The sequence below is a fragment of the Nonomuraea muscovyensis genome (assembly GCF_014207745.1).
Classification (GTDB): Bacteria; Actinomycetota; Actinomycetes; order Streptosporangiales; family Streptosporangiaceae; genus Nonomuraea; species Nonomuraea muscovyensis.
In genome coordinates, this window is sequence record NZ_JACHJB010000001.1 from 2488112 (window position 1) to 2514012 (window position 25901).

Consider the following 25901-nt stretch of genomic DNA (forward strand, 5'->3'; position numbering starts at 1 on the left):
TACCGGCGCGATGCCCCGAGAGCCATGCTCTCGGGGCATCGCGCGGCTCGGCCGGTTACTTGAAGGCGCGCAGCCGCAGGCTGTTTGTGACGACGAAGACGCTGGAGAACGCCATCGCCGCACCGGCGATCATCGGGTTCAGCAGGCCCATGGCGGCCAGCGGCAGGGCGGCCACGTTGTAGGCGAACGCCCAGAACAGGTTGCCCTTGATGATGCGCAGCGTCCGGCGTGAGAGCCGGATGGCGTCGGCCGCGACCCGCAGGTCGCCGCGTACCAGGGTGAGGTCGGAGGCCTCGATGGCGACGTCGGTGCCGGTGCCCATGGCCAGGCCGAGGTCGGCCTGGGCGAGCGCGGCGGCGTCGTTGACCCCGTCGCCGACCATGGCCACCGTACGGCCGTCGGCCTGCAGCCGTTTGACGACGTCCACCTTGTCGGCGGGCAGCACCTCGGCGATCACCTCGTCGATGCCGACCTCGGCGGCCACGCTCCGGGCGACGGCCTCGTTGTCGCCGGTCAGCAGCACCGGCGTCAGTCCCAGGCCGCGCAGTTGCCGGATCGCCTCGGCGGAGGTGGGCTTGACCACGTCCGCCACCTCCAGGACCGCGCGGGCCCGCCCGTCCCAGCCGACGGCGACGGCCGTACGGCCGGCCGCCTGGGCGGCCTCGAGCCGGCGTTCGAGCTCGACGGGGAGGTACTGCGACCACTCGGCGAGCAGCTTGGGCCGGCCCACCAGCACGGCGTGCCCGTCCACGACGCCCTGCACGCCGAGCCCTTCGACGTTCGCGAAGTCCTCGGGCGCGGGCAGGTCGCCGACCCGTTCGGCGGCGCCCCGGGCGATCGCCTGGGCGATGGGGTGTTCGGAGGCGTGCTCCAGCGCTCCGGCCAGCCGCAGCACCTCGGCCTCGTCCTCGCCGTCGGCGACGTGCGTGGCGACGAGGGTCATCCGGCCTTCGGTGACGGTGCCGGTCTTGTCGAGCACGACGGTGTCGACGCGGCGGGTGGACTCCAGGACCTCGGGGCCCTTGATGAGGATGCCGAGCTGGGCGCCCCGGCCGGTGCCGACCAGCAGCGCGGTCGGCGTCGCCAGGCCGAGCGCGCACGGGCAGGCGATGATCAGCACCGCGACCGCCGCCGTGAACGCGGCCGTCGCCCCGGCCCCGGTGCCCAGCCAGAAGCCGAGCGTGCCCAGGGCGAGCGCGATCACGACGGGCACGAACACCCCGGAGATGCGGTCGGCGAGCCGCTGCACCTGGGCCTTGCCGGTCTGCGCCTCCTCGACCAGCTTGGCCATCTGGGCGAGCTGGGTGTCGGAGCCGATGCGGGTGGCGCGCACCACCAGCCGGCCGCCGGCGTTGACGGTGGCGCCGGTGACGGTGTCGCCGGGCCGCACCTCCACCGGCACCGACTCGCCGGTGAGCATGGAGGCGTCGACCGCCGAGCTGCCCTCCTCGACGACGCCGTCGGTGGCGATCTTCTCGCCCGGCCGTACGACGAAGCGGTCGCCGGTGGCGAGCCGGTCGGTGGGGACGCGCACCTCGACGCCGTCGCGCAGCACGGCCACGTCCTTGGCGCCGAGCTCCAGCAGTGCCCGCAGCGCGGCTCCGGCGCGCCGCTTGGCACGGGCCTCGAAGTAGCGGCCGGCCAGGAGGAACGCGGTCACCCCGGCGGCGGCCTCCAGGTAGATGTTCATCGAGCCGTCGGTGCGGGCGATGGTGAACTCGAACGGGTGCGTCATCCCGGGCTCGCCGGCGGTGCCGAAGAACAGCGCCCACAGCGACCAGCCGAACGCCGCCAGTGTGCCCAGCGACACCAGGGTGTCCATGGTGGCGGCGCCGTGGCGCAGGTTGGTCCAGGCGGCCTTGTGGAACGGCCAGCCCGCGTACACCACGACCGGCGCCGCCAGCGTCAGCGACAGCCACTGCCAGTTGGTGAACTGCAGCGCGGGCACCATCGCCATCGCGATGACGGGGATCGCCAGGACCAGAGAGGTGATCAGCCGGTTGCGCAGCGGTCGCAGCTCGTCAGTCGCCTCTCCCGGCTCCTGCGCCTGGGAGTCCCGCGCCGGCGGGGCGGGTAGTGCGGCGGTGTAGCCGGCCTTCTCCACCTCGGCGATCAGTGACTGCGGGTCGAGGTCCTCGGGGAAGGTCACCTTCGCCTTCTCCGTGGCGTAGTTGACCGTGGCGGTCACGCCGTCGAGCTTGTTGAGCTTGCGCTCGATCCGGTTGGCGCAGGACGCGCAGGTCATGCCGCCGATCGAGAGTTCGACGGAGCCGCCGGAGAGCGGCAGCCTGTCATCGGTGATGGGAGCCATCACCTCTCCTTTCTCACGTCATGTCCGGCGTCAGTGGCTGTGGTCGCCGTGTTCGTCCTGCGAACTGGACTTGGTGGGAGTGGGCTCGGATGTGGTTTCGGCGGCGACGGCCGGAGCCGTGCCGACGTTGACGGTGAAGGCCGCGGTGCGAACCTTGTCTTCATGCTGGAAGTCGAGGAACAGCCGGTAGCTGCCCGTGCTCGGCGCCTCGGCGTAGAAGACGATCCCGGGTCCGGCCTGCGTCTTGCCATCGCCGGGCTCCCCGTCGGGGTGCACGTGTAGGTAGGCCAGATCCGCGCCGCGCAGGGCCACCAGGTGACCGTACGCGCCCAGATAGGGCTGCAGGTCGGTGACCGGCTTGCCGTCCTTGCTCACCGCGAGGGCCAGCCGGCTCGACCGGCCCGGCACCAGCTCGCCTTCCAACTCGACCGTATACCCGTCCACGGTAGCCGTGCGACCGGCCGCCGGCAGCGCCTTGGGCGCGTAGTCGCCGGCCACCAGCACGTCGGCCCCCAGTGTCAGCGCCTCGCCACCGGTCGGCTTGAAGTCGGCGAACATCCGGTACGCGCCCGCCTCGGGCAGGGTCAGCTTCACCGACCAGACGCCGTCGGCGCCCAGCTCCGGGTGCACGTGCTGGAAGTCGCCGAGATCACGCGAGACCACGATGAGATGCAGCTTCTTGTCGTGCGCGACCTCGTAGTCCGTAACCGGCCTGCCGCCAGGTCCTGTCACGCCGAACCGGAAATCGGTGGGCTCGCCGGGCTTGATCGCGCCGGTGAGCGGGGTGAGCGTGTAACCGTTCTCCGACACCTGGAGCCCTCCGGGGGTATCGATGGCGGCCGGTGCCGTGGTGGCCACCGGCTCGGCGTGGGCGCTGTGGCTCGACGTCGCCGCCGGAGCGGGGGTCACCGCTCCGACGGCATTGCCGAGGCCGAGCGCCCCGCCGAAGACGACGGCCAGTCCGAGGCCGTAGGCGCCGAGCTTGGCTGCTGTGTTCACGACTGACCTGCCACGGCGTATCCGGCCTCCTCGACCGCGGCGACGATCTTCGCCTGGTCGACGGGGCTCTCGCTCCGCACGGTCAGCAAGCCGGTGGCCAGGTCCACCTCGACGGCGGTCACCCCGGGCACCTCGCCGACCTCCTCCTTGACCGAGCTGACGCAGTGGCCGCAGGTCATGCCCGTGACGGTGTAGCTGGCGGTGGTGGACATATCGTTCACTCCTTCGTGGTGGTCAATCAGGATCGGACCAGTCGGGCGATGGCGTCGGCGGCCTCCTTGACCTTGGCCTGCGCCTCCGCGCCACCCTTGCGCGTCGCCTCCACGACGCAGTGGGCCATGTGCTCTTCCAGCAGGGCGAGGGCGAAGGACTGCAGCGCGCTGTTGGCCGCCGACACCTGGGTCAGGATGTCGATGCAGTACTTGTCGTCCTCGACCATCCGCTGCAGCCCACGGATCTGGCCCTCGATCCGGCGCAGCCGCCGCTGGTGGTCCTGCTTGGTGTCGGTGTATCCGGCCATGCTCGTTCTCCGATCCGGTGCGCTCCCCTCTCATAACACCATACCCCCCTATGGTATTCCTGACCAAGTCCCCGGGAGCCGCCGCCGGCGGCTCCCGTCATGCGCCGAGCGACTGCGTTTCCGGCTGGGGGTCCGTGGCGGCGGATGCCCTGGGCTTGCGCATGAGCACGAGGGTCAGGGCGCCGCCGAGGGCCGCGACCACGGCCGCTCCGACGAAGGCAGCCTGGAAGCCGTCGGTGAGCCGGGACGGGTCTCCCAGTTCGGCGGCTCCCTGCGAGGTGGCGATGGCGGTCATGACCGCGAGGCCGAGCGCCGAGCCCACGTTGTAGGTGGTGTTGACGATGCCCGAGGCCAGCCCGCTCTCCTCCGGGCGCACGCCCGACATGGCGGACATCATCGCCGGGATGTAGGCCAGCGACATGCCCACGGCGGCGACCAGCGAGGCGGGCAGCACGTCCGTGACGAAGGCGCCGTCCGGCCGGACCAGGGACAGCGCCCCGACGCCGAGCGCCAGCACGGCCAGGCCGCCGACGATGAGCGGCTTGGCGCCGAAGCGGCCCAGCAGCCGTGCCGTGATGCCGATCATGAAGATCATGATGGCGACGGTCATCGGCAGCAGCGCCGCGCCGCTGGGGAAGGCGCCGTAGCCAAGGACCTGCTGGAGATAGAGGTTGAGGAAGTACCACATCGGGATCCAGGCCGCGCCGAGCAGCGCCATCGCCAGGTTGGCGGTGGCCAGGCCCGGGGTGCGCCAGATGCCGAGCGGCATGATGGGCTGCTTGACCGCGCGCTGGATGAGCAGGAACACCGCCAGCAGCGCGACCGCGCCGGCCAGTTCCAGCAGGGTGGCGGGCGAGCCCCAACCCTGCTCGGGGGCCTGGACGACGGCGAAGACGGCAAGGGCGATGCCGGCGGTGACCGCGATGGCGCCGAGCACGTCGACCGAGCCGCGCCGGCCCTGGACCGCCGGAAGCACCGCGGGGATCGCGGCCAGGGTGGCCAGGCCGATGGGGATGTACACGATGAACACCCACGGCCAGCTCAGATACTCGGTGACCACACCGCCGAGGAAGACGCCGGCCGTGCCGCCGGCGGGCGCGGCCGCGCCGTACAGCGCCATGGCCTTGCCCAGTTCCCGGGGGTTGTGCCCGAAGAGCATCATGAGCAGGGTCATCGCGGCGGGGGCGATCAGCGCGCCGCCGACGCCCTGCACCGCCCGTCCGAGAATCTCCACCCAGGCCGTCCCGGCGGCCGCGGCGACGACGGACCCGGCGATCAGGACGATCCAGCCGATGGCGAAGATCCTCCGGGCGCCGAACAGGTCGGACAGCCGGCCGCCGAGCAGGAGCAGACCGCCGAAGGCGATCACGTAGGCGTTGAACACCCATTGCAGTCCGCCCTGGGTGAAGCCGAGGTCACGCTGCATCTCCGGCAGCGCGACGCCGATGATCGAGGTGTCCATGATGACCATGAACTGCGCGGCGGCGAGCACGACGAGTGCCCACCACCTGCGGGGATTGACGGCGTTCACAGCCGCACTCCTGATTCTCGCACCGTACGATGCGACGTAGGGGTCTGGGGTGACGTAGGAATCGGACCGGACCCACCGGTGGGCGTGCAGACAGATGCACGCCCACCGTTCAGGTTCCTAGGACCCGGTCCCGGACAGCTGGTAGCCCGCGCGCTCCACCGCGGCGCGGATCTCCTCGTCGGAGAAGCCCGCGCCGCTCACGGTGACCGCGCCGGTGGACAGTTCGACGGCCACGTCGGACACGCCGCCGACCTTGCCGATCTCAGCCGAGACCGACGAGACGCAGTGGCCGCAGGTCATGCCGCTCACGGAATAGACGCTCTGGTCGCCACTCCCGGTGGCCGCCGTCGCCGTCGCGGTGTCTCCGGTGCCGCACGCACATGCCGTGCACATGTAGCCCTCCTTTGCTCGATACCCTTAGGGGGTATCTGTGTCGCCGAGGAAATTAACATACCCCCCCGGGGTTTGCAACCCTGTCCTCACGCCTTCGAGGCCTTGACGACGGCCGGCTCGTGCCCGGACGCGTCGTGCCGCTTGACCCCTCCACCTCCTCCCCCTATACGGTAGGGGGGTATAGCACTGACACCGAACGTCGGAGGAGACGACGCATGAGACGCCTGACCGCACTCGATCCGGCTGACGCGCCGGAGAAGTCACGGGAACTGCTGAACGACATCATCGGCAGGAGGGGCGCCGCCGGCGAGATGGTCGGCACCATGGCCCACTCACCGGCGCTGCTCCAGGGCTACCTCGACCTCTCACGCGCCATGAAGCGGACCAAGCTGCCCCGCGCCGTCAGCGAGAAGATCTCGCTCGCCGTGCAGGAGTGGATCGACTGCGGCCTCTGCCTCGACGCCCACACCCAGGCGGCACGGGCTGCAGGGCTGAGTGACACCGACATCGCCCTCGCGCGCCAGGGCACCTCCGCCGACGCCCGCGAGGCGGCGCTCATCGCCGTGGCCGTCCGCGTGCTGGCCGAGCCGTCCTCGATCACCGACCAGGACGTCGCCGACCTCCGCGCGCACGGCTGGAGCGACCGGATCATCGCCGAGATCCCCGGCCTGGTCGCGCTCAACCTGCTGACCGGCTCCTTCAACCTGCTGGCCGGGCTGGAGCCGCCCGACACGACCGCGTAGGACACCCGCGGGGAGGGAGTCCGCCCACCGGACACGAGACGGGCATCCGGCGGGCCGTGGCGCCGCAATCTATACACCAGTGTTCGACTTATCGGCCGTCGCGCGCTACCTTAACCCGAACAGACCTGTTCGACTTAGGAGTGGTGATGCGTCCTTCCTCCCATCCGGCCTCCCATCCGGGCCGGCACCCGGCGCACGAAGCCCCGCCCAACGCCCCGCTGCGATGGTGGGCGCTGGGCGTGCTGTCCCTGGCACAGTTCATGGTCATCCTGGACGTGACGGTGGTGAACATCGCCCTACCGGTGATCGCCGACCAGCTCGGACTCGGGCGTGCCACCCTGACCTGGGTGGTCACCGCCTACACGCTGTGCTTCGGCGGGCTGATGTTGCTGGGCGGCCGCCTGGCCGACGCGCTCGGCCGTCGTCGCGTCTTCCTCGCCGGGCTGGCGATCTTCACCCTCGCCTCGCTGGCCTCCGGGCTTGCCGCGAGCGCGAGCATCCTCATCGCCGCCCGCGCCGCCCAGGGCATCGGCGCCGCGCTGCTGTCGCCCGCGGCCCTGTCCATCGTGACCACGACCTTCCACGGAGCGGACCGCAACCGGGCGCTCGGCGTCTGGGCCGCCCTGGGCGGCGCGGGAGCGGCCATCGGCGTGCTGTTCGGCGGGGTGTTCACCGCCGGTCCCGGGTGGGAATGGGCGTTCTTCATCAACGTCCCGGTCGGCGTCCTGGTCGCCATCGCCCTGCCCATGCTGGTCGACGCCGGGCGTTCGGCGACACGCGCCCCCCGCGTCGACGTGCCGGGCGCCGTGGTCGTCACCGGTGCGGTCGGCTCACTGATCTACGGGCTGGTGCGAGCCGGCGACACCGGCTTCACGGACCCCGTGACCCTGCTGGCGTTCACCGCCGGGATCACGCTGCTGGTGGTGTTCGTCGCGGTCGAGCGCGCGGTCACGGCCCCGCTGATCCGCGTGGCGATGCTGATGCGCCGCCCCGTGGCCGCGGGCAACCTCGTCATGCTCGGCGCATCCGGCCTCCTGCTGGCCGACTTCTTCCTTGCCTCCCAATACCTTCAGCATGTTCTGGGGCTGAGCCCGCTCACCACGGGGCTGCTGTTCCTTCCCGTCGCCCTGACGATCGGGCTGGGCACGCACGCCGGCGTGCACATCGTCGGCAGGCTGGGCGGGCGTCCCGCCGCTGTCGCCGGGTTCCTCCTGGCCGGCGCGGGAGCGCTGCTGCTGGCTCAGGTGCCCGCGACCGGCAATGCCTGGGTGCACGTCCTGCCCGGCTTCGCCGTCGCCGGCCTCGGGCTCGGCGCGACGTTCGTCACCGCCACCACGACCGCGATGGCCCACGTCGACGCCGAGGAGGCCGGCATGGCCTCCGGGCTGATCAACACCGGACATGAGCTGGGCGCCACCCTCGGGGTCGCGCTCGTCTCCAGCATCGCCGCCTCCAGCCTGAGCGCCGCCTCCGCCGCTCCGGATCCGGTCGGCGGGTTCGGCGCGGCCTTCACCGCCGCGGCCGTGGTGGCCGTCGTCCTGGCCGCCCTGTCCGGATGGCTGGTGCCTCCCGGCCGCCCGCCTGTCGGCGACCGGCCAGTGTTCGCCCACTGAAAGCGCCATAGGCTGAGACGTTGTGAAGTCCGCCGACACGAACCGCCGGCACACCGGCGCCGGGCAACAGCGTGATGTCGCACCCCGGCGCCGCGCTGACGCCGAACGCAACGTCGCCGCCATCGTGGCGGCCGCGCTGGTCTGCTTCACCGAGGATCCCCAGGTGAGCATGGCCGCGATCGCGCGCGCCGCCGGCGTCGGGCGCGTCACCCTGTATGCCCACTTCCCCTCCAGGGACGTGCTGCTCGAAGCCGTACTCGATCACGCGATCGCCCTGGCCGATCCGGTGCTCAACGCCGCGATGCCGGGCGACGGCCCCGCGGCCGATGCGCTGCGCCGGCTGCTGCGCTCGGCGTGGCAGGTCCTGGACCGGCATCGCCGCCTGTTCGAGGCCGCCCAGCACGAGCTCGACGCCACCCGCATGCGCAAGCATCATGACCAGGCGATGGCCCATGTGGAGGGGCTGCTGCGCCGAGGCCGCGACGAGGGAGCCTTCCGCGACGACCTCCCCCTCGGCTGGATGGTCACCACCGTCTACAGCCTTCTGCACGCCGCTGCCATTGACGTCAACTCCGGCCGCCTCCCGCAGGACGCCGCTGCCGACGTCCTGGAGGCGACGTTGTTGCCTGCTCTCGTGCCGCCTCGCTGATACCGCGGGAGTCGCGGCACGCCTTCAGTTTCCGCGTGCCGTCTACGCCGTGGGAGAGCGGCGTTCCGGCGCAAACGCGGGAGCGGCCTCCGTGCGGGCGAGCAGGTCGTGGATGAGGGCCACCACCTCCTCAGGAGCGAACTCCATCGCGTTCTCGCCGACGCTGACCTCGAAGCTGCAACGGGAGGGATCGGGTGCGGACCGTACCCGTCCCCAGAGTTGGATGCCGTGCTCGGCGAGAATGGCCGCCCCCGCCTGCTCGACGGCCCGCCGGGGAGCGGGGAGGTGGATGTGGAAGATCGGCGTCTGTGGCGGATCGGGGTGGGCGCGGGCGGTGCCGTCGGCGTTGACGGCAGCCGCGATGGCGATCGCGTGGTCTCGGAAGGCGGACATGCGCGGTGCCAGGGCGTCGAGACCGACCAGGGCGGCCAGGGCCAGCGGCCACGCGTCGCGGATGCCGCCGCCGAGCCGCTGCCGCCACACGCCGGCGGCGCGTACGGTGTCGGCGTCGGCGGCGAGCACGGCGCCGCGCACGCCCTGCAGGCTCTTGTAGAGCGAGACGTACACCGAGTCGAACAAGGCGGCGATCTGGTCGAAGGGTCGCCGGTAGTAGGTCTGCGCCTCCCACAGCCGGGCGCCGTCCAGGTGCGCGGCGGCGCCGGACGCTCGTACGAGCGCGACCTGCTCGCACAGGTCGTCCCATTCGGGAAGCAGGCCGCCGAGGTCGCGCTGCGGCAGTTCCCACACGGCAGCGGCGAGCGGCTCGCCGATCGCCGCCAGGTCGGATGCCGTCATCAGCTCGAAGAGATCCCCGGTACGGCGCAGCCGCAGACCGTGAACGGCGTTGTAGCCCTGTTCCTCCCACACGTCCAGATGCGACTGGGGGTGAGCGGCGAAGGTGCGCCGCCCGCGGCGGTCGGCATGGATGCGCAGCGCGACCTGCTGCGCCATCGTCCCACTCGGGAAGAACAGCGCGGCCTCCTTGCCGAGCAGATCGGCCAGCCGCCGTTCCAGCACGGCCACGGGGCCGTCGGGCCCGTCCGGCGGGGTGTCGTCGTCCACCAGTTCCAGCATCCGCTCCAGCATCACGCGGGGCGTGCGCCGGATCGGTGCGTGCAGGAACAGCGCCCGCCGCACGGGCATGCTGCCGTCAGCCATGGTCGACTCCTCAACTGTTGCGAGGTGATTCGCAGGTCGCGAACGGATGGGGTGGTACGCCGGATGCTCCCGAGAGCGGCACCAGGCTGAACCATACTCCGAGGGGGTATACGGGGAGGAGGTACTACCCTACCCCCGCTAGGTATGAGCGGGACACGAGTGTCCGTTGGGAAATGGCGCGTCCGAGGCACGGGCTCAGCCGTGCTCGGCGTGCCGTCCGTGATCGGAGACCTGGGCGTCGAACCAGGCGTGCAGCGCCTTGACCATGGATGGGTCGGAGGTGGTGTAGGTGAGCCGGGCTCCGGCGGGCATGTCGGCGAAGCGGATGTCGATCCGGCTGTGGCCTTGTTCGAGCTCGCGCAGGCCCGGCATGTCGGTGCCGTGGATGGAGGCTGGATCCCCGTAGTCGCCTCGGCTGAAGCCTGAGGCCTCCTGGGTGAGGTGCTCGCGGATGAGCTTGACCTGCTGCGCGTCGGCCGGGTCGTCCGCGGTGACCGTCTGGACGCCGCCGGTGGCGGACTTGGTGAAGCGGTGGGTGGTGCGCTCGAGGTCGAACGGCATCACCTGCCGGCCTCTGGCCGCGATCTCGGCCTGGCGGCCGGCCATCGCCTGCTGCTCGTTCTGGCCGATGAGCACGTACACGGCCGCGGCGACGGCGAGGGTCGCGAGCGCCGCCGCGAGCATCTGGACGCGTCGATCCCTAAGTTTCATCTATGGCCTCCGTGAGGATTTCGAGGGCGCGCAGCACACCGGCGCGTTCGGCCGCGGGGACGCGGTCCAGGATCGCCGAGAAACGGGCCGCCCTGGCCTTGGCCAGCTGCGCCGCGGCGTTGATTCCGGCGGGGGTGAGCCGGACCAGCACGCCTCGCCCATCATCCGGGGCCGGTGTGCGCTCGGCCCAGCCGCGGTTGATGAGCTGCGTGACGAGTCGGCTGGTGGTGCTCTTCTCCAGGCGGAGCCGCTGAACCAGGTCGCTTTGGCGCAGGGCGCCGTCCCTGGCCAGTTCGCCCAGAGCATGGGCCTCCGACACCGGGATGGGTCGCCCGCAGGGGGTCTGGTCAGGCCGATGGAGACCGAAGGCCCGCACAAACCCTCCCACCGCTTCCTGGAGTTCATGCTCATCCGCCATGGTTCGACCGTACAACCATTTTGTTGCAAGATGCAACCACATCTACCCCTTCGGGGTATCCAGTGCCGAAACGTCTCCGGAGGGTCTTGCCAAGAGAGGCGGGCACGAGACGTGGCCCGTCCAGCTGCTTCTACTCGATCTCGCAGACCACTCAGAGGCCGAGGAACTGGTGGCAGTGGTGCGCGAGGAACGAGCTGAGACCGGGCAGCAGCGCCACCGTGGCCGGTCCCGCCAGCAGCAGCCCGACAGCGAACGACCCGGCCAGACGCTGCCTGCGGCCGAGGGGGGTCGCCGGGTTGAGCAGGCGCCGTACGCGGGCCAGCGCGCTCTCGCCGCCGGCACCCAGGGCGAAGGCCGGAGCACGGCCGGTGGCCAGCCCCACCAAGGCGGTCGCGATGAGGACGCGGGGGTGACGGCGGGCAGCCACATCGTCGGCGAGCAGCTCGATGAGCCGGGCGAGCTCCTCCCGGGCCTGCTCGAACAGCGGAACGCCGGGGAACGCCCTGACCAGGGTTTCGGCTCCGGCGAGGACGAGGTGGTGTCGTCCGCGCAGATGCGCCTGCTCGTGGGCGAGTACGGCGGCGACCTGCTCCAGGCTGAGGCTGCGCAGGGCGCCCGTGGTGATGACGGCCTTGCCGTGCCTGCCGGGAAGGCAGTAGGCCAGCCGCTCGTCGTAGTCGACGACGATCGCGTCCAGCCGGCCGTCGTGCCTGCCCAGCAGCGCCAGTGTCTCCGCATGACGGCGCCGCTCCGCACGGGCGCGCGAAAGCACCGCCACCGCGCAGTGGACGACCCGCGCCACCACGGCGCCCGCCACGGCGAGGGCGACTCCGGTGGTCGCCGCGGTCATGCCCGGGCCGTGCGCGAGCAGAGCGGCGCACGCCGCGAAGAACGCGGCCAGACCGTGGCCGACCACTGAAGCGGGCACCGCAAGCGCGAAGGCCGCCAGCAGGATGGAGACGACCACGGAGCCGCACGCCGCCTGCCACAGTGCGATCGCCAGGCGGGGCGCCCGCTCGGCCCATCCCGCCCGGCCCAGCAGCCGGGGCAGCACGATCGCCGCGATGACCGGGTAGGCCACCAGCACGGCCGCCGCCGTCATGCGCGCCCCTTCGGCGGGAACACCTGCAGCGCCGCCTCCAGGGCGCTCGCCTCCTCAGGTGTCAGCCGCTCCAGGAAGTGCACCAGGGTGGCGGCCTGGTTGCCGCTCCTGGCGAGGGACTCTCGCATCAGGTCGGCGGTGTAGGCCTCCTTGGAGGAGATCGCCTGGTAGATGTAGGCCTTGCCGACGAGCTCTCGCTTGAGCATGCCCTTGGTGTGGAGCTTGTCCATCACGGTCATCACGGTCGTGTAGGCGATCTCGCGCTCCCGGCGCAGGTCCTCCAGCACCTCACGCACCGAGGCAGGCCGGCGGTAGGACCACATGCGGTCCATGATGGCCGACTCCAACTCGCCCAGACGGCGCGCCATGCGAACCCCTTCCCACCGGGCAGGTCGCTCCCATGCTACCGGCCATCGTAGGCAGGCACCGGTTCGCGTAACCGGTTGTGCTGTACAACCATTTGGCCGCCACGGGGACCGCGTGGCGCGGTGGAGCACGGCACGCCGATCTGCCGCAGATGCCGTGCCCGTGCCGCACAGGCCTACTATCGTGAGTAGGGACAGGTCGGCATCTGCACGGGGAACGGATGGACGAACACGTAGTAGACCGATGCCGCCGCCTCTCGCGGTGGGTCCTTCTGGTCCTGCTCGTCGTCGGCGTCTCCGGCATGCACACCCTCGGACACGCCGACCTCTCTCACGGGCACGGCGAGGCGGCGGTGGCGTCGATGCCCATGGGACAGACGCCACATCCGGGAATGGGCGGCGCTGTCTCCTCAGGCGCCGCCTCCTCAAGTGGAGAGTTGCCCGAGCTCGATCCCGGCACCGTGTGTTCGGCAGTGCTCACCTCGCTGCTTCTGCTCTTCCTGGGAGCGCGGCGTGGGCGCCTGCTCGGGCGAAGGAGGATGCCGCCCGCAGCGGTGTCGGACACGGGACCGGCGGGCAGGCCGCCCCCCGGGTCTCTTGCGCTGAATCTCACTCGTGTGTCGGTGCTCCGCATATAGGCCGATCGGTCTCGCGACCCACGGCCATGCACCCATCCATCGACACAGCAGGAGTCACTCGACCATGTTCACCAACCGATCGATCGTCCAGAGGATCATGTCCGCGGCGGCGGCCGGAGCCGGCGCGCTCGTCCTGCTCACCGCCTGCGGTGGCGGCGGCGACAGCACGACGTCCGGCCACGCCATGCCCACGACCGGCGGAGCGGCCGCCACGCCCACCGGCACGCAGCCGGAAGCCTCGTTCAACGACGCGGACGTGATGTTCGCGCAGATGATGATCCCGCACCACCAGCAGGCCGTCGAGATGGCCGAGCTGGCCGAGAGCCGCGCCTCCGACCCCGAGGTCACGGAACTGGCCGCGAAGATCAAGGCCGCCCAGGACCCGGAGATCAGGACCATGCAGGGCTGGCTCAAGGAATGGGGCAAGCCCGTGCCCGCGGACACGGACGGCACGCACGGCATGGATCACGGCATGCCCGGGATGATGTCCGGCGAGGACATGAAGATGCTGGAGGAGGCCAAGGGCGCCACCTTCGACAAGCGTTTCACGCAGATGATGATCGCCCACCACAAGGGGGCGATCGAGATGGCCAGGACCGAGCAGGCGGAGGGCGTCAACGCCGAGGCCAAGGAACTGGCCAAGACCATCGAGTCGGCCCAGCAGGACGAGATCGAGCAGATGCAGAAGATCCTCGACCGGCTCTGACGCCACCCGCCGGGCGCCCCGCCGGGGGCGCCCGGCGTCTCGCTTCTGGCCTACTCGTAGGCATCGCATCTACGACGAATGACAGTAGGCAATGAACCGTGGCCGGCACCTTCGTCCTCCGAACCCAGCCATCGCGCCGGGGACGGGAGCCGCTGGGAGAGTCCTGGTGCTACGCCCTGTAGGAGGTACGGCCGCCACGCAGCACCGGAAGCTGTTACGGATGAGATGTCGGTGAATGCTGGGCATTTTGAGTAATCCTCGCCGCACCGGAGAAAGGTAAAGAAATCGCCCCTGAACTGCTGGTCAGATGGGGTGCTCGATAGACGTCAAGGAGAACGCCGCAGGGGGCGGCACCCCGTTCCACAGCTGGTACATGTCCTCCCAGCGGGCCGCCGAGACCGTCACCCGTGACGGTGGCAACGTCCGCGCCTACGCCAACGCGCCGTGGTGCGCGATGTTCGTCTCGTGGGTCGGCGAGAAGGCCGGCCTTCGCCAGACGGTCGGCTGGGACGCCTACACCGTCACCTGGGCCAAGTGGTTCAAGGCCAACAGGCGCTGGGGCTCCACGCCCAAGCCGGGCGCAGTCGTGTACTTCTCCTGGAACGGCGGAGGCATCGACAGCATCGACCACATGGGCCTGGTCAAGAAGGACAACGGCGACGGCACGATCAGCACGATCGAAGGCAACACCGGCAACGGCAGGGTGGAGCAGCGTGTCCGACCCAAGTCGCACGTCATCGGCTACGGCTACCCGGAGTACAAGGCCTGACGCGACACGCGAGTAGCGACTCGCGAAGTCGCCGAGAGGGACCCGCCCCCTCAACGCCCCGCTCGGCGACGGATCACGGATGCGGTCGACGGTTCGTATCACCGGCGCCGTGGTCGTCAACGCACCTCCGAGGATCAGCAGGAGGGACCGCCGGCCCGCCTGGGGCGCATCCGGACGAGCGGGATCGCTGGCGGACCACACGGTGGTGAAGATCGTCCAGATCCGGGTCCCGGGCCGGACTCAGGAAAGCGTCGTGAGCAGGCGGATGAGGGCGTCGGTGGCCCAGGATCGCCAGCGCGAATGGTCCCAGCCCCTGGTGCCGACCAGGAGGTTGTAGGTCTCCGGCGACAGGATCGTCAGGGCGATGTCGGCGGCGACGTGTGTGGGGAGCCCGTCCCGCAGGGGTGTCTTGCGGGCCAGGGCCTCCGCGAAGACGCGTTGCACGGCGAGGCGCTGGTCGATGTTGGTGGCCCAGACCTCGGCCAGGTCGGGGTCGGTCGTGGCGGCGCTGCGCACGACGTCGAGGAGCTGGGCGGCGCGCAGGTAGATGTCTCCGGCGCCGGCGACCTGGCAGCGGAGCTGCGCGAGCGGGTCGGGGTCGGCGAGCGCGTCGCGGACCCAGGGCCGTTCCAACGTGGGGACGGGCTCGTCATCGCCGGCGATGGCCAGGTCCAGGGCGGCGGCCAGGATGGCCCTCTTGGTGCCGAACGCGTAGTAGACGGTCTGCTCGCTCACCCCGGCCCTGGCCGCGACGGCGGTGATGCTCGTCGTGGTGTAGCCCGCCGTGGTGAACAGCTCGGTGGCGGCCGTGGTGATGCGGCTTCTCGTGGCGCGGGCCCGTGCGGCCCGCCCGTCCTCTCGCCCGGCCGGGCGTCGTGGTGTCTCGCTCACGACTTGACTATAGCGCCACTCTAGAAACATTCTTAGAGTGTGACTACAAAAACATGGGGTTCGGGCGGCTTCGCCGTCCTGCTGCTGCTCACCTCAGTCGAACTCGTGGTGTTCCTCGAAGTGTCGATCGTCAACGTGGCGCTTCCCGCGATGGGAGCGGCCCTGGCTCTGGCCGACACGGGTCTGGCCTGGGTGGTGAACGCCTACCAGCTGACCTTCGGGGGCTTTCAGCTGGTGGGCGGGCGCGCTGCCGACGTGCTCGGGCGGCGCCGGATGTTCCAGGCCGGCATCGTGCTCTTCACCGGAGGGTCGCTGCTGTGCGGCCTGGCGCCGGACGCCGGCACGCTCCTCGCGGGCCGGGCGGTGCAGGGCGTCGGCGCGGCGCTCGTGGTCCCGGCCGAGCTGGCGCTGCTGGCGGCGATCTTCATCGAGCCCGCCGTCCACCGCCGGGCGTTCGGGGTGTGGAGCGCCATGGCCGCCGCGGGCGCCGGCTCGGGTGTGGCGCTGGGAGGCATCCTCACCGAGGTGGCCGGCTGGCCGTGGATCTTCCTGATCAACGTTCCCATCGGACTGGTGGCGCTGGTCGCGAGCCCGCGTCTGCTGCCCGCGGACCGGCCCGCGCCCGAGGGGGCCGACAGGCCGCGCCTCGATCTGGTCGGCGCGCTCGCCGGTACGGGGAGCCTGCTCGCGCTGGTGCTCGTGGCGTCCGAACTGCCCGTCCGGGGCTGGGACGCGCTCACCACCGGGGCGATCGCGGTCACCGTGCTGGCGGCCGCCGTCTTCTGGGTCCGGCAGCGGCGCCACCCGCAGCCGATCCTGCCTCCGGCGCTGCTGCGCCGGCGGGAGGTGCGCGCGGGCACGGTGGCCAACGCCCTCGTGGGGGCCGCGCATGTGCCGGCGTTCGTGCTGCTGTCTCTGATGCTGCAGGACGTCATGGGCTACTCCGCGATCGCCGCCGGATTCGCCGTCCTCCCCGTCGCGGTGGTCAACATGGTGACCGCCCGCACCGTGGTGCCGTGGGCGGTGGGACGTTTCGGAACCCGCCTCGTGCTGGCAGGAGGCATGGGCCTGCTCGCGCTCGGCCTGGCCGGATACGCGCTCCTCCTTCACCCGGGCGCCGGATACCTCATCGCCGTGCTGCCCTCCAGCGTCCTGTTCGCCACAGGGCTGCCCGCCGTCTTCGTGGGCTCGACCGCCTCGGCCGTACGGGTCGCACCCGAGGAGCACAAGGGAACCGCGTCCGGGCTGCTCAACACCGCCCAGCGACTGGGGGCCGCGCTCGGCGTCACCGGTGTGCTCCTGGCCTCGGCGGCGTGGACCGCCTCGCACGAAACCAGCGTGAACGCGGTTGCCGACGGGCTCCGGATCGGGTTCGCCGTCGCAGCCGGCCTCGCGGTCCTCGGGGTGCTCTGCGCCCTCGTCATGTTCACCCGCCGGCGCGTGGACGCCGCGGCCGCCACCGTACAGCAGCAAGGGGCACCCCAGCGATGAGCACAGTCCTGATCCTCGGCGGGTACGGCGCGGTCGGACGCGAGGCCGCGGCCGCGCTCACCGAATCTCCCGGAACGACGGTGATCGTGGCCGGGCGCAACCCCGGGCGAGCCCGCCCCGTCCCGGGCACCAGCGCGCTGCGCGTGGACGCCGCCGATCCCGCCGACCTGGCCAGGGCCCTGGAGGGCGTCGACACCGTCCTCATGTGCGCCGAGATCGACAACGCCCGGGTCGCCCGGGCCTGCCTGGAGCGCGGCATCGGCTACGTGGACGTGTCGGCCTCCGCGCCCGTCCTCGCCGAGATCGAGCAGTTGGACCGCCTGGCCACCGAGCGCGGCGCGACCGCCGCGCTCAGCGTCGGCCTGGTCCCGGGGATCACCAACCTGCTGGCCCGGATCTGCGCCGGGCGCTCGGCGGCCGGCGATCTGCGTATCGGCGTGCTGCTCGGCTCGGGGGAACAGCACGGCCCCGCGGCGATCGCGTGGACCCTGGACGGGCTGGGCCGGCTCGACGGCTCCTGGACGATGCGCTTCCCGGCTCCGTACGGCGAGCGCACCGTCCACCGCTTCCCGTTCTCCGACCAGTACACGCTGCCCGCGACCCTCGGCGTCGCGTCGGCGAGCACGGGGCTGTGCCTGGACTCCCGTCTCACCACCGGCCTGCTCGCCGCGGCCGGCCGGCCCGCCGTCGCCCGGCTGCTGCGCCGTCCTAAAGCCCGCGCCCTCATGCTCAGAGCGCTGGAGAAGATCCATCTCGGTGATGACGGATTCGCCGTGACCGTCCGCTGCGGCACCACCCGGGCCTCCTTCAGCGGGCGACTCCAGAGTCGCGCCACCGGGCGCACCGCCGCACTGCTCATCCGCCACCTGCCAACCCTGCCGCCGGGCGTCCGGCACATCGAGCAACTGGTCGACCCGGTCGATTTCCTGACCGAACTCGCCGCCGACGGGTCCCACCTGCATCTCGACCGGCAGGGACCCTCATGACGGTCAGTGGCGTCCGCGGGACCGCGTCTCCCGCCAAGCGGGTGTTGGCGCCGGACCTGGCCCGGGGCGGCATGCTCCTGCTCATCGCCATCGCCAACACCCCCTGGTACCTGTGGGGCAGGAAGCTTCGTGTCAGCACGATCCACCCGCCGGGCGGCTCGGTGTTCGACCGGAGCGTCCAGGTGGCGAGCATGATCGTGGTGGACTTCCGCGTCTACCCGATGTTCGCCTTCTTGTTCGGCTACGGCGTGGTGCAGTTCCTGACGCGCCAGGAGGCCGCCGGCCAAGCCAGGCCCGGCGTGCTCGCACAGTTAAGACGCCGCAACCTGTGGTTGCTGGCGTTCGGATTCGTCCACGCCGCGCTGCTCTGGCAGGGCGACATCCTCGGCGCCTACGGTCTGGCGGGGCTGCTGCTCGCTCGGCTGTTCCTCCACCGCGACGACCGTACGCTGCTGACCTGGTCGGCCATCGGCAGTGCTCTGCTCACGCTGGTGACCCTCATCAGCGTGGTGGGCGCCTATCTGGCGGCGGTCGCTCCCGTGCCACCCGAGATGGCGGGGTACCTGTCCCTCGGGATCGCCGGCAGCGAGCAGAGCGACCCGCTGGCCGCCGCCCTGGCGCGCCTGACCTTCTGGCCGGTCGTCAGCCTTGGACAAGGGCTCATAGCCCTGGCCTTGCCCGTCGCCATCGTGCTCGGCTTCTGGGCCGCCCGGCGGCAGATCTTGGAAGGGCCCGGTGAGCACCTGCCGTTGCTGCGCCGCGTGGCGATCATCGGCATCGCGATCGGCTGGCTGGGCGGCCTCCCACACGCCGCGGCTGTCATGGGATGGCTGACGATCCCGCCGGAGTCGATGTTCGTGTTCGAGGTCACTCAGATGGCCACGGGCCTGCCGGCAGGGCTCGGGTACGCGGCGTTCTTCGGCCTCCTGGGACACCGACTCTCCGGACGGCGACCCGGTCCGATCATCTCAGCCGTCACCGCCGTGGGGAAACGCTCCCTGTCGGCCTACCTCGCCCAGTCGGTCCTCTGCGCCCCTGTACTCGCCGCCTGGGGACTCGGGCTCGGCGCCCATCTGCACAGCGCCTCCACGGCCGGCTACGCGATCGGCGTGTGGTTGTTCACCGTGGCGGGAGCACGGCTGCTGGAGCGTGGCCACCTTCGAGGACCTGCCGAGATCGCCCTCCGGCGACTGTCACGACGACCCCATCCACGTACGGAAGACAGATGAGCGAAGGAGCACGCGTGTCACAGCAGCCGGTACGGAACGCCTCCCGGCGCGAGAGAGTCGCGGCCATGCGCGCCGACGACCGCAGGAAGGCCACCCGCAAGCGGAACGTCACGATTTCCTTGTCCCTGATCGGCGTCTTCGCGGCGGTGCTGGCCGTCCTGTTCACCGTCGACGCACTGCGGCCGCAGAGCGGAACCTCCGCCGTCGCGGCCGGCGAGTCGAGACTTGTCCGTTCAGACAGCCACCGCCTGCAGACCGCCCCGGACGGCAAGGTCACGCTGGTGGAGTTCCTCGACTTCGAGTGCGGGGGCTGCAGAGCGTACTTTCCGGTGGTGGAAGAGCTGCGCAAGCACTATGCAGGAAAGATCACGTTCGTGGTGCGCTACTTCCCGCTCGCCAACCACTACAACGCCGCACGCGCCGCCCGGGCAGTGGAGGCCGCCGCCCGGCAGGACAAGTTCGAGGCGATGTACCAGCGGATGTACGAACGCCAGGACGAATGGGCGCGCAAGCGGGTCCCCGCTGACGAGATCTTCCGAAGATACGCCAAGGATCTCGGCCTGGACGTGACCGCCTGGGACAAGGCCTACCAGGATCCCGCCACTCTCGCGCGCGTCGAAAAGGACGCCGCCGATGGGGAGGCGCTCGGCGTGCAGGGCACCCCCACGTTCTTCCTCAACGGCACGAAGATCCAGCCCCTGTCCAGCGACGCATTCAAGGCGGCCATCGATGCGGCACTCGCCAAGTGACCTCGCCACCTCGTCCACGCCCGGCGACGTCCACGCCTGGCCCGCGCCGTTTCCCCGGCTGTTGCCATGGGTGCTCCTCGCGGGGGGCGCCATCGGACTGCTCGCGGCGTTCGTGCTCGGCGTCGAGAAGATCGCGCTGCTGAAGGACCCGGCTTACGAGCCGAGCTGCAGTATCAACCCGGTCCTCGCCTGCGGCTCCATCATGCGAACCCCGCAGGCTGAGCTCCTCGGCTTTCCGAACCCGCTCCTGGGAATCGCTGGATTCGCCATCGTCACCACCGTGGGCGCTGCCCTCCTGGCCGGAGCGACGTTCGGTCGATGGTTCTGGCTCGGCCTGCAGACCGGCGTCACCGCGGGCGTGGTCTTCGTGCACTGGCTGGCCTTACAAAGCCTCTACATCATTGGCGCCCTATGCCCGTACTGCATGGTCGTCTGGGCCGTTACCATCCCGATCGGCTGGTACGTCACCCTGCACAACGCGGCCATGCGCCACCTGCCCGTCCCCTCCAACGCTCTTCGCACGGTCCGAGCGATGAGCGACTATCACGCGGTGGGGCTGACCATCTGGTTCGTCGCCCTCACGACGCTGATCGGCACTCGGTTCTGGTCGTACTGGAGCACGGTGATCTGACCCGTCCGCACGCTTCAGTCCGGTTCAACGCCCAGTTCTGCGACAACCAGACCTGGGCACCGTACCCGCGACAATGCTCCCAACAGCGAACACGCTGACTGGCGAAGAGCCTCCGGTTCTCATGACCTTGGCCCCGGACCACCCCCACCCGCAACGCGAGGCGTCGGCGTGCGACTCCCATCAAGCCGGGACCCCCTCTCCTCCGGGCGGTGTCGTGTCGCGAGCCCGCTCCCGGCGGCGTGGGCGGCAGGCACTGACGGCTCGATGCGGCTAGCGGTACGTCATGAGGGCCTTCTCGATGAGCTTGGCCGCTCGGTCGGCGGTGGCGTAACCGGGCCTCCGGGCGTGGACGTCGAGACTGACCCAGACGTTGACCACCCGGAGGGAGATCTTCGTGTCGTAGAACGAGCCTCCCCAGCTGAAGGGCGACTTCCCGGTGTGGCTGTAGGCCTCGTCGCCGATGTCCGGTCCTTTGCGCACCTTGGTCCCCGCGGTGCGCCTCGGCTCGTCCTTCATGTAGGAGACCGTCTGCCCGTGGGCCATGGCGGCGGTCGAGGCGGACGGCCCGCGCACCGCCATGAGGCGCAGGGAGGTGCCGTCCGCTCCCTGCCAGGAGCAACCGGAGGCGGTTATGAACCGGCGCTCCATCGTGCCGCCGAACAACGTGCGCGTCTGGCCGCTGGTCAGCAGGTCGCACGCCTCGAAGTCGCGGGTGATCAGCTTTGGTGTGGCCGTGGCCGTGGCCGTGGCCGGGCTTGGGGTCGGGTGCGCCGAGTAGGTGGGACGGGACGCGAGCGCGACGCCGAGCAGTTTGATGACGCCCGGGAACAGTTGGGGCACCAGCGCCACTCCCGCCGCCATCGTCAGCACGACCGCGAGCGTGGCGCCCATCACGACCTGGGGGCGGACGCGGCGGGGCGGGCGGCCGGGCTTGGTCCGCCTCCGCCGCGTGGCGATGCCGGTCGTGGCATCGTCCCGCGCGATGGCGTCCAGCCAGTCGGCCGCCTCCTCGGGGGAGCAGCGGCGCGCCGGGTCCTTCTCCAGGATCCCCGCCAGCACGGGCTTGAGCGGCCCGGCCAGCCGGAACGGGGCGGGATCCTGCATCAGCACGGCGGCGAGCACGGCCGCCTGGTTGGAGCCGGCGAACGGCGGGCCGCCCTCCACCGCCGTGTACAGCGTGGCGCCGAGCGACCACAGGTCGGCGAGCGGGCCGTCGGCCTCCCCGCGCAGGCGTTCCGGGGCCATGTAGCCGGGTGAGCCGGTCAGCATCCCCGTCTGGGTGATCCCGGCGTCTCCGGCGATGGTCGCGATGCCGAAGTCGGTCAGCAGCACCCGCCCGTCGTCGGTGAGCATGACGTTGGCGGGTTTGACGTCGCGGTGCAGGATGCCCGAGGCGTGGGCGGCGGTGAGGGCGTCGATCATCCTCCTGCCGATCTCGGCGACCCGGCGCGGCGGCAGCGGCCCGTCGTCGCGTACGGCCCGGTCGAGGGAGCGGCCGCGGACGAGTTCCATGACGATCCACGGCCGTCCGCCGTCGAGGACGACGTCGTGCACGGTCACGATGGACGGGTGGGACCGCAGCGTCGCCGCGGCGCGCGCCTCGCGGAGCGTGCGTTCGGCCAGCTCCGCTCGCGACGCCTCGTCGAGGTCCGGTGGCAGCCGGACCTCCTTGACGGCCACCTCCTGCCGGAGGAGCTCGTCCATCGCCCGCCACACGGTGCCCATGCCGCCCTGGCCAAGCTGGGTCAGCAGCCGGTAGCGGCCCGCGAGCAGCGTCACCGCGCCATTGCCGACATCTCGGACTCCCCGACCATCCGTCGCCTCCTGTCCATACCCGGCTCGGCACAGGCGCCTAGATAGTAAAGGGAAGGGGGCGCGGGTGTCAGCGGTAACCGTCAAAGGCGGGCCGTACGGGGACGGCGTCAACGCCCCGCGCGGCCAGGGCACGCGGGCTGGACCGGACCCAGGTCGAGACCCTGATCAGCACGTACACCGGTCGCGCCCTAGGCTTCATGGAAGAGCCGGTGGTGAACATGCTCCGGCTCAACCTCGCCCTCGACAAGAGGTGATCGGATGCCCCGCGGGCGACTGAGGGTCTACCTGGGCGCCGCGCCCGGCGTCGGCAAGACCTACGCGATGCTCTGCGAAGGCCGCCGGGCTCGCGAGCGTGGCCGGGACGTGGTCGTGGGGTTCGTCGAGCCCCACGGCCGCTCCCGCACCGCCGCCCTGCTGGAGGAGATGGAGGTGATTTCCCGCAGGACGCTGTCCTACCGGGGCGCCGCCTTCACCGAGATGGACGTCGACGCGATCATCGCCCGCCGCCCCGCGCTCGCGCTGGTCGACGAGCTGGCCCACACCAACGTTCCCGGCGCCGGGAACGTCAAGCGCTGGCAGGACATCGACGAGATCCTGGAGGCGGGCATCGACGTCGTCTCCACGGTGAACATCCAGCACCTGGAGTCGGTCAACGACGTGGTGCGGCAGATCACCGGCGTCCCGCAGCGCGAGACGGTCCCCGACGAGGTGGTGCGGCGGGCCGACCAGGTCGAGCTGGTCGACATGTCGCCGGACGCGCTGCGCAGGAGGCTGGCGCACGGCAACGTCTACGCCCCCGAGAAGGTGGACGCCGCGCTGTCCAACTACTTCCGCGTCGGCAACCTGACCGCGCTGCGCGAGCTCGCCCTGCTCTGGGTCGCGGGCAAGGTGGACGAGCAGCTCGACCGCTACCGTGCCGACCAGGGCATCGACAGCACCTGGGAGGCACGCGAACGCGTCGTGGTCGCGCTCACCGGCGGGCCGGAGGGAGACACGCTGGTACGGCGAGCCGCCCGGATCGCCGCCCGCGCCAGGGGCGCCGACCTGCTGGCGGTCCACGTCACCCGGTCCGACGGCCTCACCGGCGGCGACCCGGCCCATCTGGCCCGCCAGCGCGCCCTGGTGGAGAGCTTGGGCGGCGCCTACCACCAGGTCGTAGGCGACGACGTGCCCCGCGCCCTGCTCGACTTCGCCCGCGGCGTCAACGCCACCCAGCTCGTGCTGGGAGCCTCGCGGCGCGGCCGGTTCGCGCAGATCCTGTCACGTGGCGTGGGAGTGGAGACCGCCGCCCGGTCGGACGCCATCGACGTCCACCTGGTCACGCACGAGGAGGCCAAGAGGGGCCGCACGCGTCCCGAACGCTCGCGGGCCGCCCTGACCAGGACCCGCAGGCTGGCCGGGTGGGCCGTGGCGGCGCTCGGCCTGCCGCTGCTGACCGCCGTGCTCACACCGTTCAGGGACGTCCTCTCGCTGCCCAGCGACATCCTGCTGTTCCTGTGCCTAATCGTCGGCGTCGCGCTCATCGGCGGGATGTGGCCCGCCATCACCGCGGCCGTCGGCGGTTCGCTGCTGCTCAACTGGTTCTTCACCCGGCCCACCGGTCGCCTGGCCATCGCCGATCCGGACAACATCCTCGCGCTCGCCGTCTTCGTCCTGGTGGCGGCCACCGTCAGCACCATCGTGGACCTGGCGGCCCGCCGGGCCAGGGAGGCGGCACGGGCGAGGGCCGACGCGGAGGTGCTCGCCACCCTGGCCGGGCACGTGCTGCGCGGCGAGGCCGCGCTCCCCTCGCTGCTCGGCCGCCTGCGCGAGACCTTCGGCCTGAACTCGGTGACGCTGCTCGAACGCCGCCGCGAACCCACTGCCGACGACCAGTCCGAGCCCGGCGCCTGGCGGATCCTCGCGACCTCCGGCGGCACACCGTGCACCCATCCGGCCGCGGCCGACACCGACGTGCTGATCGACGAGCGCCTGGTGCTGGCGGCACGCGGACGGCTGCTCGACGCCAGCGACAGGAAGGTGCTGGAGGCGTTCGCCGCCGAAGCGGCGGTCGCGCTCCGCCAGGAACGCCTGCGGGAGGAGGCCGACCAGGCCAAGCCCCTGGCGGAGGCGGACAGGATGCGCACGGCGTTGCTCGCGGCGGTCAGCCACGACCTGCGCACGCCGCTGGCCGCCGCCAAGGCGGCCGTGGAGAGCCTGGGCAGCGGCGACGTCGACTGGTCGCCCGAGGACCGCGCCGAACTCCTGGCCACCGCGGACGAGTCGCTGGCCAGGCTGGGCCGGCTGGTGGACAACCTGCTCGACATGAGCCGCCTGCAGGCGGGTGCGCTCGGTCTGTCCCTGCAGCCGGTGGCGCTGGAGGAGATCGCGCCCCGGGCGATCGACGACCTCGGCCCGCTGCGCGACCGGGTGAAGGGCGACCTGTCCACCGATCTGCCCGAGGTCATGGCGGACCCGGCGCTGCTCGAAAGGGTGCTGGTCAACCTGATGACCAACGCCGTCCGCTACAGCCCGCCGGAGGAGCAGGTCCTCATCACGGGCAGCCGGTACGGCGACCAGGTCGAGATCCGGGTGATCGACCGGGGGCCGGGCATCCCGGCCGAGGCGGTCGAGCAGGTGTTCGTGCCGTTCCAGCGGCTCGGCGACCGCGACAACGACACCGGCGTCGGGCTCGGCCTCGCGCTCTCCAGAGGGCTGACCGAGGCCATGGGCGGCACGCTCACGCCCGAGGAGACACCAGGGGGAGGCCTTACCATGATCGTGAAGTTGCCCATCTCGGCCCCGGCGCGGACACCATGATCAAGATCCTCGTCGTCGACGACGAGCCGCAGATGCTGCGGGCGCTGCGCATCAACCTCGTCGCCCGCCACTACGAGGTCGCGCTCGCGGCCGACGGCGGCGCCGCCCTGCGGGTGGCCGCCGAATGGCACCCCGACCTCGTCGTCCTCGACCTGGGGCTGCCCGACATCGACGGCGTGGAGGTGATCCACGGCCTGCGCGGCTGGACGAACGTCCCCATCGTCGTCCTGTCGGGCCGGGCGGGGAGCGCGGACAAGATCGAGGCGTTGGACGCGGGCGCCGACGACTACGTCACCAAGCCGTTCGGCATCGACGAGTTCCTGGCCCGGATCCGGGCCGTCTCCCGGCGGGCCACCGCCCAGGAGGCGGAGCTCGCCCGTATCCGGCTCGGCGACCACGTGGTCGACCTGACGACCAAGACGATCTCCCCGACCGTACGGCTGACGCCCACCGAATGGCACATCCTGGAGCTCCTGCTGCGCAACCCGGGCAAGCTCATCCCCCAGCGCTACCTGCTGACCGAGGTGTGGGGCAGCAGCTACGTCAAGGAGACCAACTACCTGCGCCAGTACATGGCCCAGCTCCGCAAGAAACTCGAACGCGACCCCGCCCGCCCGGTCCACCTGATCACCGAACCCGGCATGGGCTACCGCTTCACCCCCTGATCCCGGCCGGACGCCGGGA

At 71.2% G+C, this 25901-nt stretch carries 26 protein-coding genes and 1 pseudogene; 13 read left to right on the forward strand and 14 right to left on the reverse strand.

The genetic code is table 11. The features are described from left to right. Positions 1 to 55: 55 nt before the first annotated feature. From FHU36_RS11725 to FHU36_RS11750, 6 genes are all read right to left on the reverse strand, one after another. A complete protein-coding gene (locus tag FHU36_RS11725; RefSeq protein WP_185083741.1) occupies positions 56 to 2311 on the reverse strand; it encodes a heavy metal translocating P-type ATPase in 2256 nt (751 codons plus the stop codon). Between the two features lie 30 nt (positions 2312 to 2341). Beyond that, complete coding sequence (locus FHU36_RS11730; RefSeq protein WP_185083742.1) at positions 2342 to 3310, reverse strand: DUF8832 domain-containing protein; 969 nt, start codon at positions 3308 to 3310, stop codon at positions 2342 to 2344. Beyond that, complete coding sequence (locus FHU36_RS11735; RefSeq protein ID WP_185083743.1) at positions 3307 to 3522, reverse strand: heavy-metal-associated domain-containing protein; 216 nt, start codon at positions 3520 to 3522, stop codon at positions 3307 to 3309. The genes FHU36_RS11730 and FHU36_RS11735 overlap by 4 nt, the downstream gene beginning before the upstream one ends. 26 nt (positions 3523 to 3548) lie before the next feature. Beyond that, positions 3549 to 3830 carry a metal-sensitive transcriptional regulator gene (locus tag FHU36_RS11740; RefSeq protein ID WP_185083744.1) on the reverse strand — a complete coding sequence of 94 codons (282 nt, stop codon included), beginning with the start codon at positions 3828 to 3830 and terminating at the stop codon, positions 3549 to 3551. A 97-nt stretch (positions 3831 to 3927) separates the two neighbouring features. Further along, positions 3928 to 5361: an MFS transporter gene (locus FHU36_RS11745; protein ID WP_185083745.1), complete on the reverse strand. Its 1434-nt coding sequence runs from the start codon at positions 5359 to 5361 to the stop codon at positions 3928 to 3930. Positions 5362 to 5478: 117 nt separating this feature from the next. Further along, positions 5479 to 5754, reverse strand: coding sequence for a heavy-metal-associated domain-containing protein (locus FHU36_RS11750; protein WP_185083746.1), 276 nt, complete (start codon positions 5752 to 5754; stop codon positions 5479 to 5481). 215 nt (positions 5755 to 5969) lie between these two features. Between FHU36_RS11750 and FHU36_RS11755 the strand changes: the two genes are divergently transcribed. The 3 genes from FHU36_RS11755 to FHU36_RS11765 all read left to right on the forward strand — a co-directional run bounded on the left by FHU36_RS11755 (position 5970) and on the right by FHU36_RS11765 (position 8759). After that, positions 5970 to 6497, forward strand: coding sequence for a carboxymuconolactone decarboxylase family protein (locus FHU36_RS11755; protein WP_185083747.1), 528 nt, complete (start codon positions 5970 to 5972; stop codon positions 6495 to 6497). A gap of 146 nt (positions 6498 to 6643) precedes the next feature. After that, complete coding sequence (locus FHU36_RS11760; RefSeq protein ID WP_185083748.1) at positions 6644 to 8110, forward strand: MFS transporter; 1467 nt, start codon at positions 6644 to 6646, stop codon at positions 8108 to 8110. Positions 8111 to 8132: 22 nt separating this feature from the next. Further along, on the forward strand, positions 8133 to 8759 hold the full coding sequence (locus FHU36_RS11765; RefSeq protein ID WP_185083749.1) for a TetR/AcrR family transcriptional regulator: 627 nt from the start codon (positions 8133 to 8135) through the stop codon (positions 8757 to 8759). A gap of 42 nt (positions 8760 to 8801) precedes the next feature. On the opposite strand, the gene FHU36_RS11770 is transcribed toward FHU36_RS11765, so the two are convergent. From FHU36_RS11770 to FHU36_RS11795, 6 genes are all read right to left on the reverse strand, one after another. Next, positions 8802 to 9917, reverse strand: coding sequence for a threonine aldolase family protein (locus FHU36_RS11770; RefSeq protein WP_185083750.1), 1116 nt, complete (start codon positions 9915 to 9917; stop codon positions 8802 to 8804). A 195-nt stretch (positions 9918 to 10112) separates the two neighbouring features. Beyond that, complete coding sequence (locus FHU36_RS11775; RefSeq protein ID WP_221495845.1) at positions 10113 to 10628, reverse strand: hypothetical protein; 516 nt, start codon at positions 10626 to 10628, stop codon at positions 10113 to 10115. Further along, positions 10618 to 11046 carry a MarR family winged helix-turn-helix transcriptional regulator gene (locus tag FHU36_RS11780; protein WP_185083751.1) on the reverse strand — a complete coding sequence of 143 codons (429 nt, stop codon included), beginning with the start codon at positions 11044 to 11046 and terminating at the stop codon, positions 10618 to 10620. Before FHU36_RS11780 ends, FHU36_RS11775 begins: the two co-directional genes overlap by 11 nt. 151 nt (positions 11047 to 11197) lie before the next feature. Then, positions 11198 to 12148 (reverse strand): M56 family metallopeptidase, encoded by a 951-nt coding sequence (locus tag FHU36_RS11785; protein WP_185083752.1) that lies wholly within the window; start codon positions 12146 to 12148, stop codon positions 11198 to 11200. Next, positions 12145 to 12516 (reverse strand): BlaI/MecI/CopY family transcriptional regulator, encoded by a 372-nt coding sequence (locus FHU36_RS11790; protein WP_185083753.1) that lies wholly within the window; start codon positions 12514 to 12516, stop codon positions 12145 to 12147. The genes FHU36_RS11785 and FHU36_RS11790 overlap by 4 nt, the downstream gene beginning before the upstream one ends. Before the next feature lie 176 nt (positions 12517 to 12692). Further along, positions 12693 to 12833 carry a hypothetical protein gene (locus FHU36_RS11795; RefSeq protein ID WP_185083754.1) on the reverse strand — a complete coding sequence of 47 codons (141 nt, stop codon included), beginning with the start codon at positions 12831 to 12833 and terminating at the stop codon, positions 12693 to 12695. Between the two features lie 382 nt (positions 12834 to 13215). Here FHU36_RS11795 and FHU36_RS11800 point away from each other — a divergent pair, with 382 nt between their 5' ends. Then, the gene (locus FHU36_RS11800; RefSeq protein ID WP_185083755.1) at positions 13216 to 13857 is read left to right on the forward strand and encodes a DUF305 domain-containing protein; all 642 of its coding nucleotides are present in this window, start codon (positions 13216 to 13218) and stop codon (positions 13855 to 13857) included. A gap of 307 nt (positions 13858 to 14164) precedes the next feature. Beyond that, positions 14165 to 14626, forward strand: a complete 462-nt coding sequence (locus FHU36_RS11805; RefSeq protein ID WP_185083756.1) for a CHAP domain-containing protein — start codon at positions 14165 to 14167, stop codon at positions 14624 to 14626. A 240-nt stretch (positions 14627 to 14866) separates the two neighbouring features. Here FHU36_RS11805 and FHU36_RS11810 read toward each other — a convergent pair whose 3' ends face one another. Continuing rightward, on the reverse strand, positions 14867 to 15517 hold the full coding sequence (locus tag FHU36_RS11810; protein ID WP_312891545.1) for a TetR/AcrR family transcriptional regulator: 651 nt from the start codon (positions 15515 to 15517) through the stop codon (positions 14867 to 14869). 39 nt (positions 15518 to 15556) lie between these two features. Here FHU36_RS11810 and FHU36_RS11815 point away from each other — a divergent pair, with 39 nt between their 5' ends. The 5 genes from FHU36_RS11815 (at position 15557) to FHU36_RS11835 (ending at position 20603) form a co-directional block, all read left to right on the forward strand. Then, complete coding sequence (locus tag FHU36_RS11815; RefSeq protein ID WP_185083758.1) at positions 15557 to 17008, forward strand: MFS transporter; 1452 nt, start codon at positions 15557 to 15559, stop codon at positions 17006 to 17008. After that, positions 17005 to 17994: a saccharopine dehydrogenase family protein gene (locus FHU36_RS11820; protein ID WP_185083759.1), complete on the forward strand. Its 990-nt coding sequence runs from the start codon at positions 17005 to 17007 to the stop codon at positions 17992 to 17994. Before FHU36_RS11815 ends, FHU36_RS11820 begins: the two co-directional genes overlap by 4 nt. Further along, complete coding sequence (locus tag FHU36_RS11825; RefSeq protein ID WP_185083760.1) at positions 17991 to 19223, forward strand: DUF418 domain-containing protein; 1233 nt, start codon at positions 17991 to 17993, stop codon at positions 19221 to 19223. The genes FHU36_RS11820 and FHU36_RS11825 overlap by 4 nt, the downstream gene beginning before the upstream one ends. A 65-nt stretch (positions 19224 to 19288) precedes the next feature. Then, entirely contained in the window at positions 19289 to 19972 is a 684-nt protein-coding gene (locus FHU36_RS11830) for a DsbA family protein (protein WP_185083761.1), read from the forward strand. Further along, positions 19953 to 20603, forward strand: coding sequence for a vitamin K epoxide reductase family protein (locus FHU36_RS11835; protein ID WP_185083762.1), 651 nt, complete (start codon positions 19953 to 19955; stop codon positions 20601 to 20603). The genes FHU36_RS11830 and FHU36_RS11835 overlap by 20 nt, the downstream gene beginning before the upstream one ends. Before the next feature lie 270 nt (positions 20604 to 20873). Here FHU36_RS11835 and FHU36_RS11840 read toward each other — a convergent pair whose 3' ends face one another. Then, positions 20874 to 22382 carry a serine/threonine-protein kinase gene (locus tag FHU36_RS11840; protein ID WP_185083763.1) on the reverse strand — a complete coding sequence of 503 codons (1509 nt, stop codon included), beginning with the start codon at positions 22380 to 22382 and terminating at the stop codon, positions 20874 to 20876. Positions 22383 to 22540: 158 nt separating this feature from the next. On the opposite strand from FHU36_RS11840, the pseudogene FHU36_RS11845 reads away from it, so the two are divergent. From FHU36_RS11845 to FHU36_RS11855, 3 genes and pseudogenes are all read left to right on the forward strand, one after another. Next, positions 22541 to 22672 (forward strand): annotated as a pseudogene (locus FHU36_RS11845) (potassium-transporting ATPase subunit C); the annotation flags it as partial. A gap of 4 nt (positions 22673 to 22676) precedes the next feature. Further along, the gene (locus FHU36_RS11850; protein ID WP_185083764.1) at positions 22677 to 25217 is read left to right on the forward strand and encodes a DUF4118 domain-containing protein; all 2541 of its coding nucleotides are present in this window, start codon (positions 22677 to 22679) and stop codon (positions 25215 to 25217) included. Continuing rightward, positions 25214 to 25882, forward strand: coding sequence for a response regulator (locus FHU36_RS11855; protein WP_185083765.1), 669 nt, complete (start codon positions 25214 to 25216; stop codon positions 25880 to 25882). The genes FHU36_RS11850 and FHU36_RS11855 overlap by 4 nt, the downstream gene beginning before the upstream one ends. The last annotated feature ends 19 nt before the right edge of the window (positions 25883 to 25901 follow it).

Bases quoted from the DNA above. Each gene is read 5' to 3' on its own strand.
- FHU36_RS11725 (WP_185083741.1), bottom strand. From the start codon at position 2,311: ATGGCTCCCATCACCGATGACAGGCTGCCGCTCTCCGGCGGCTCCGTC.
- FHU36_RS11770 (WP_185083750.1), bottom strand. From the start codon at position 9,917: ATGGCTGACGGCAGCATGCCCGTGCGGCGGGCGCTGTTCCTGCACGCA.
- FHU36_RS11805 (WP_185083756.1), top strand. From the start codon at position 14,165: ATGGGGTGCTCGATAGACGTCAAGGAGAACGCCGCAGGGGGCGGCACC.
- FHU36_RS11750 (WP_185083746.1), bottom strand. From the start codon at position 5,754: ATGTGCACGGCATGTGCGTGCGGCACCGGAGACACCGCGACGGCGACG.
- FHU36_RS11780 (WP_185083751.1), bottom strand. From the start codon at position 11,046: ATGGCGGATGAGCATGAACTCCAGGAAGCGGTGGGAGGGTTTGTGCGG.
- FHU36_RS11800 (WP_185083755.1), top strand. From the start codon at position 13,216: ATGTTCACCAACCGATCGATCGTCCAGAGGATCATGTCCGCGGCGGCG.
- FHU36_RS11775 (WP_221495845.1), bottom strand. From the start codon at position 10,628: ATGAAACTTAGGGATCGACGCGTCCAGATGCTCGCGGCGGCGCTCGCG.
- FHU36_RS11820 (WP_185083759.1), top strand. From the start codon at position 17,005: ATGAGCACAGTCCTGATCCTCGGCGGGTACGGCGCGGTCGGACGCGAG.
- FHU36_RS11735 (WP_185083743.1), bottom strand. From the start codon at position 3,522: ATGTCCACCACCGCCAGCTACACCGTCACGGGCATGACCTGCGGCCAC.
- FHU36_RS11855 (WP_185083765.1), top strand. From the start codon at position 25,214: ATGATCAAGATCCTCGTCGTCGACGACGAGCCGCAGATGCTGCGGGCG.
- FHU36_RS11760 (WP_185083748.1), top strand. From the start codon at position 6,644: ATGCGTCCTTCCTCCCATCCGGCCTCCCATCCGGGCCGGCACCCGGCG.
- FHU36_RS11790 (WP_185083753.1), bottom strand. From the start codon at position 12,516: ATGGCGCGCCGTCTGGGCGAGTTGGAGTCGGCCATCATGGACCGCATG.
- FHU36_RS11785 (WP_185083752.1), bottom strand. From the start codon at position 12,148: ATGACGGCGGCGGCCGTGCTGGTGGCCTACCCGGTCATCGCGGCGATC.
- FHU36_RS11830 (WP_185083761.1), top strand. From the start codon at position 19,289: ATGCGCGCCGACGACCGCAGGAAGGCCACCCGCAAGCGGAACGTCACG.
- FHU36_RS11740 (WP_185083744.1), bottom strand. From the start codon at position 3,830: ATGGCCGGATACACCGACACCAAGCAGGACCACCAGCGGCGGCTGCGC.
- FHU36_RS11755 (WP_185083747.1), top strand. From the start codon at position 5,970: ATGAGACGCCTGACCGCACTCGATCCGGCTGACGCGCCGGAGAAGTCA.
- FHU36_RS11850 (WP_185083764.1), top strand. From the start codon at position 22,677: ATGCCCCGCGGGCGACTGAGGGTCTACCTGGGCGCCGCGCCCGGCGTC.
- FHU36_RS11835 (WP_185083762.1), top strand. From the start codon at position 19,953: ATGCGGCACTCGCCAAGTGACCTCGCCACCTCGTCCACGCCCGGCGAC.
- FHU36_RS11825 (WP_185083760.1), top strand. From the start codon at position 17,991: ATGACGGTCAGTGGCGTCCGCGGGACCGCGTCTCCCGCCAAGCGGGTG.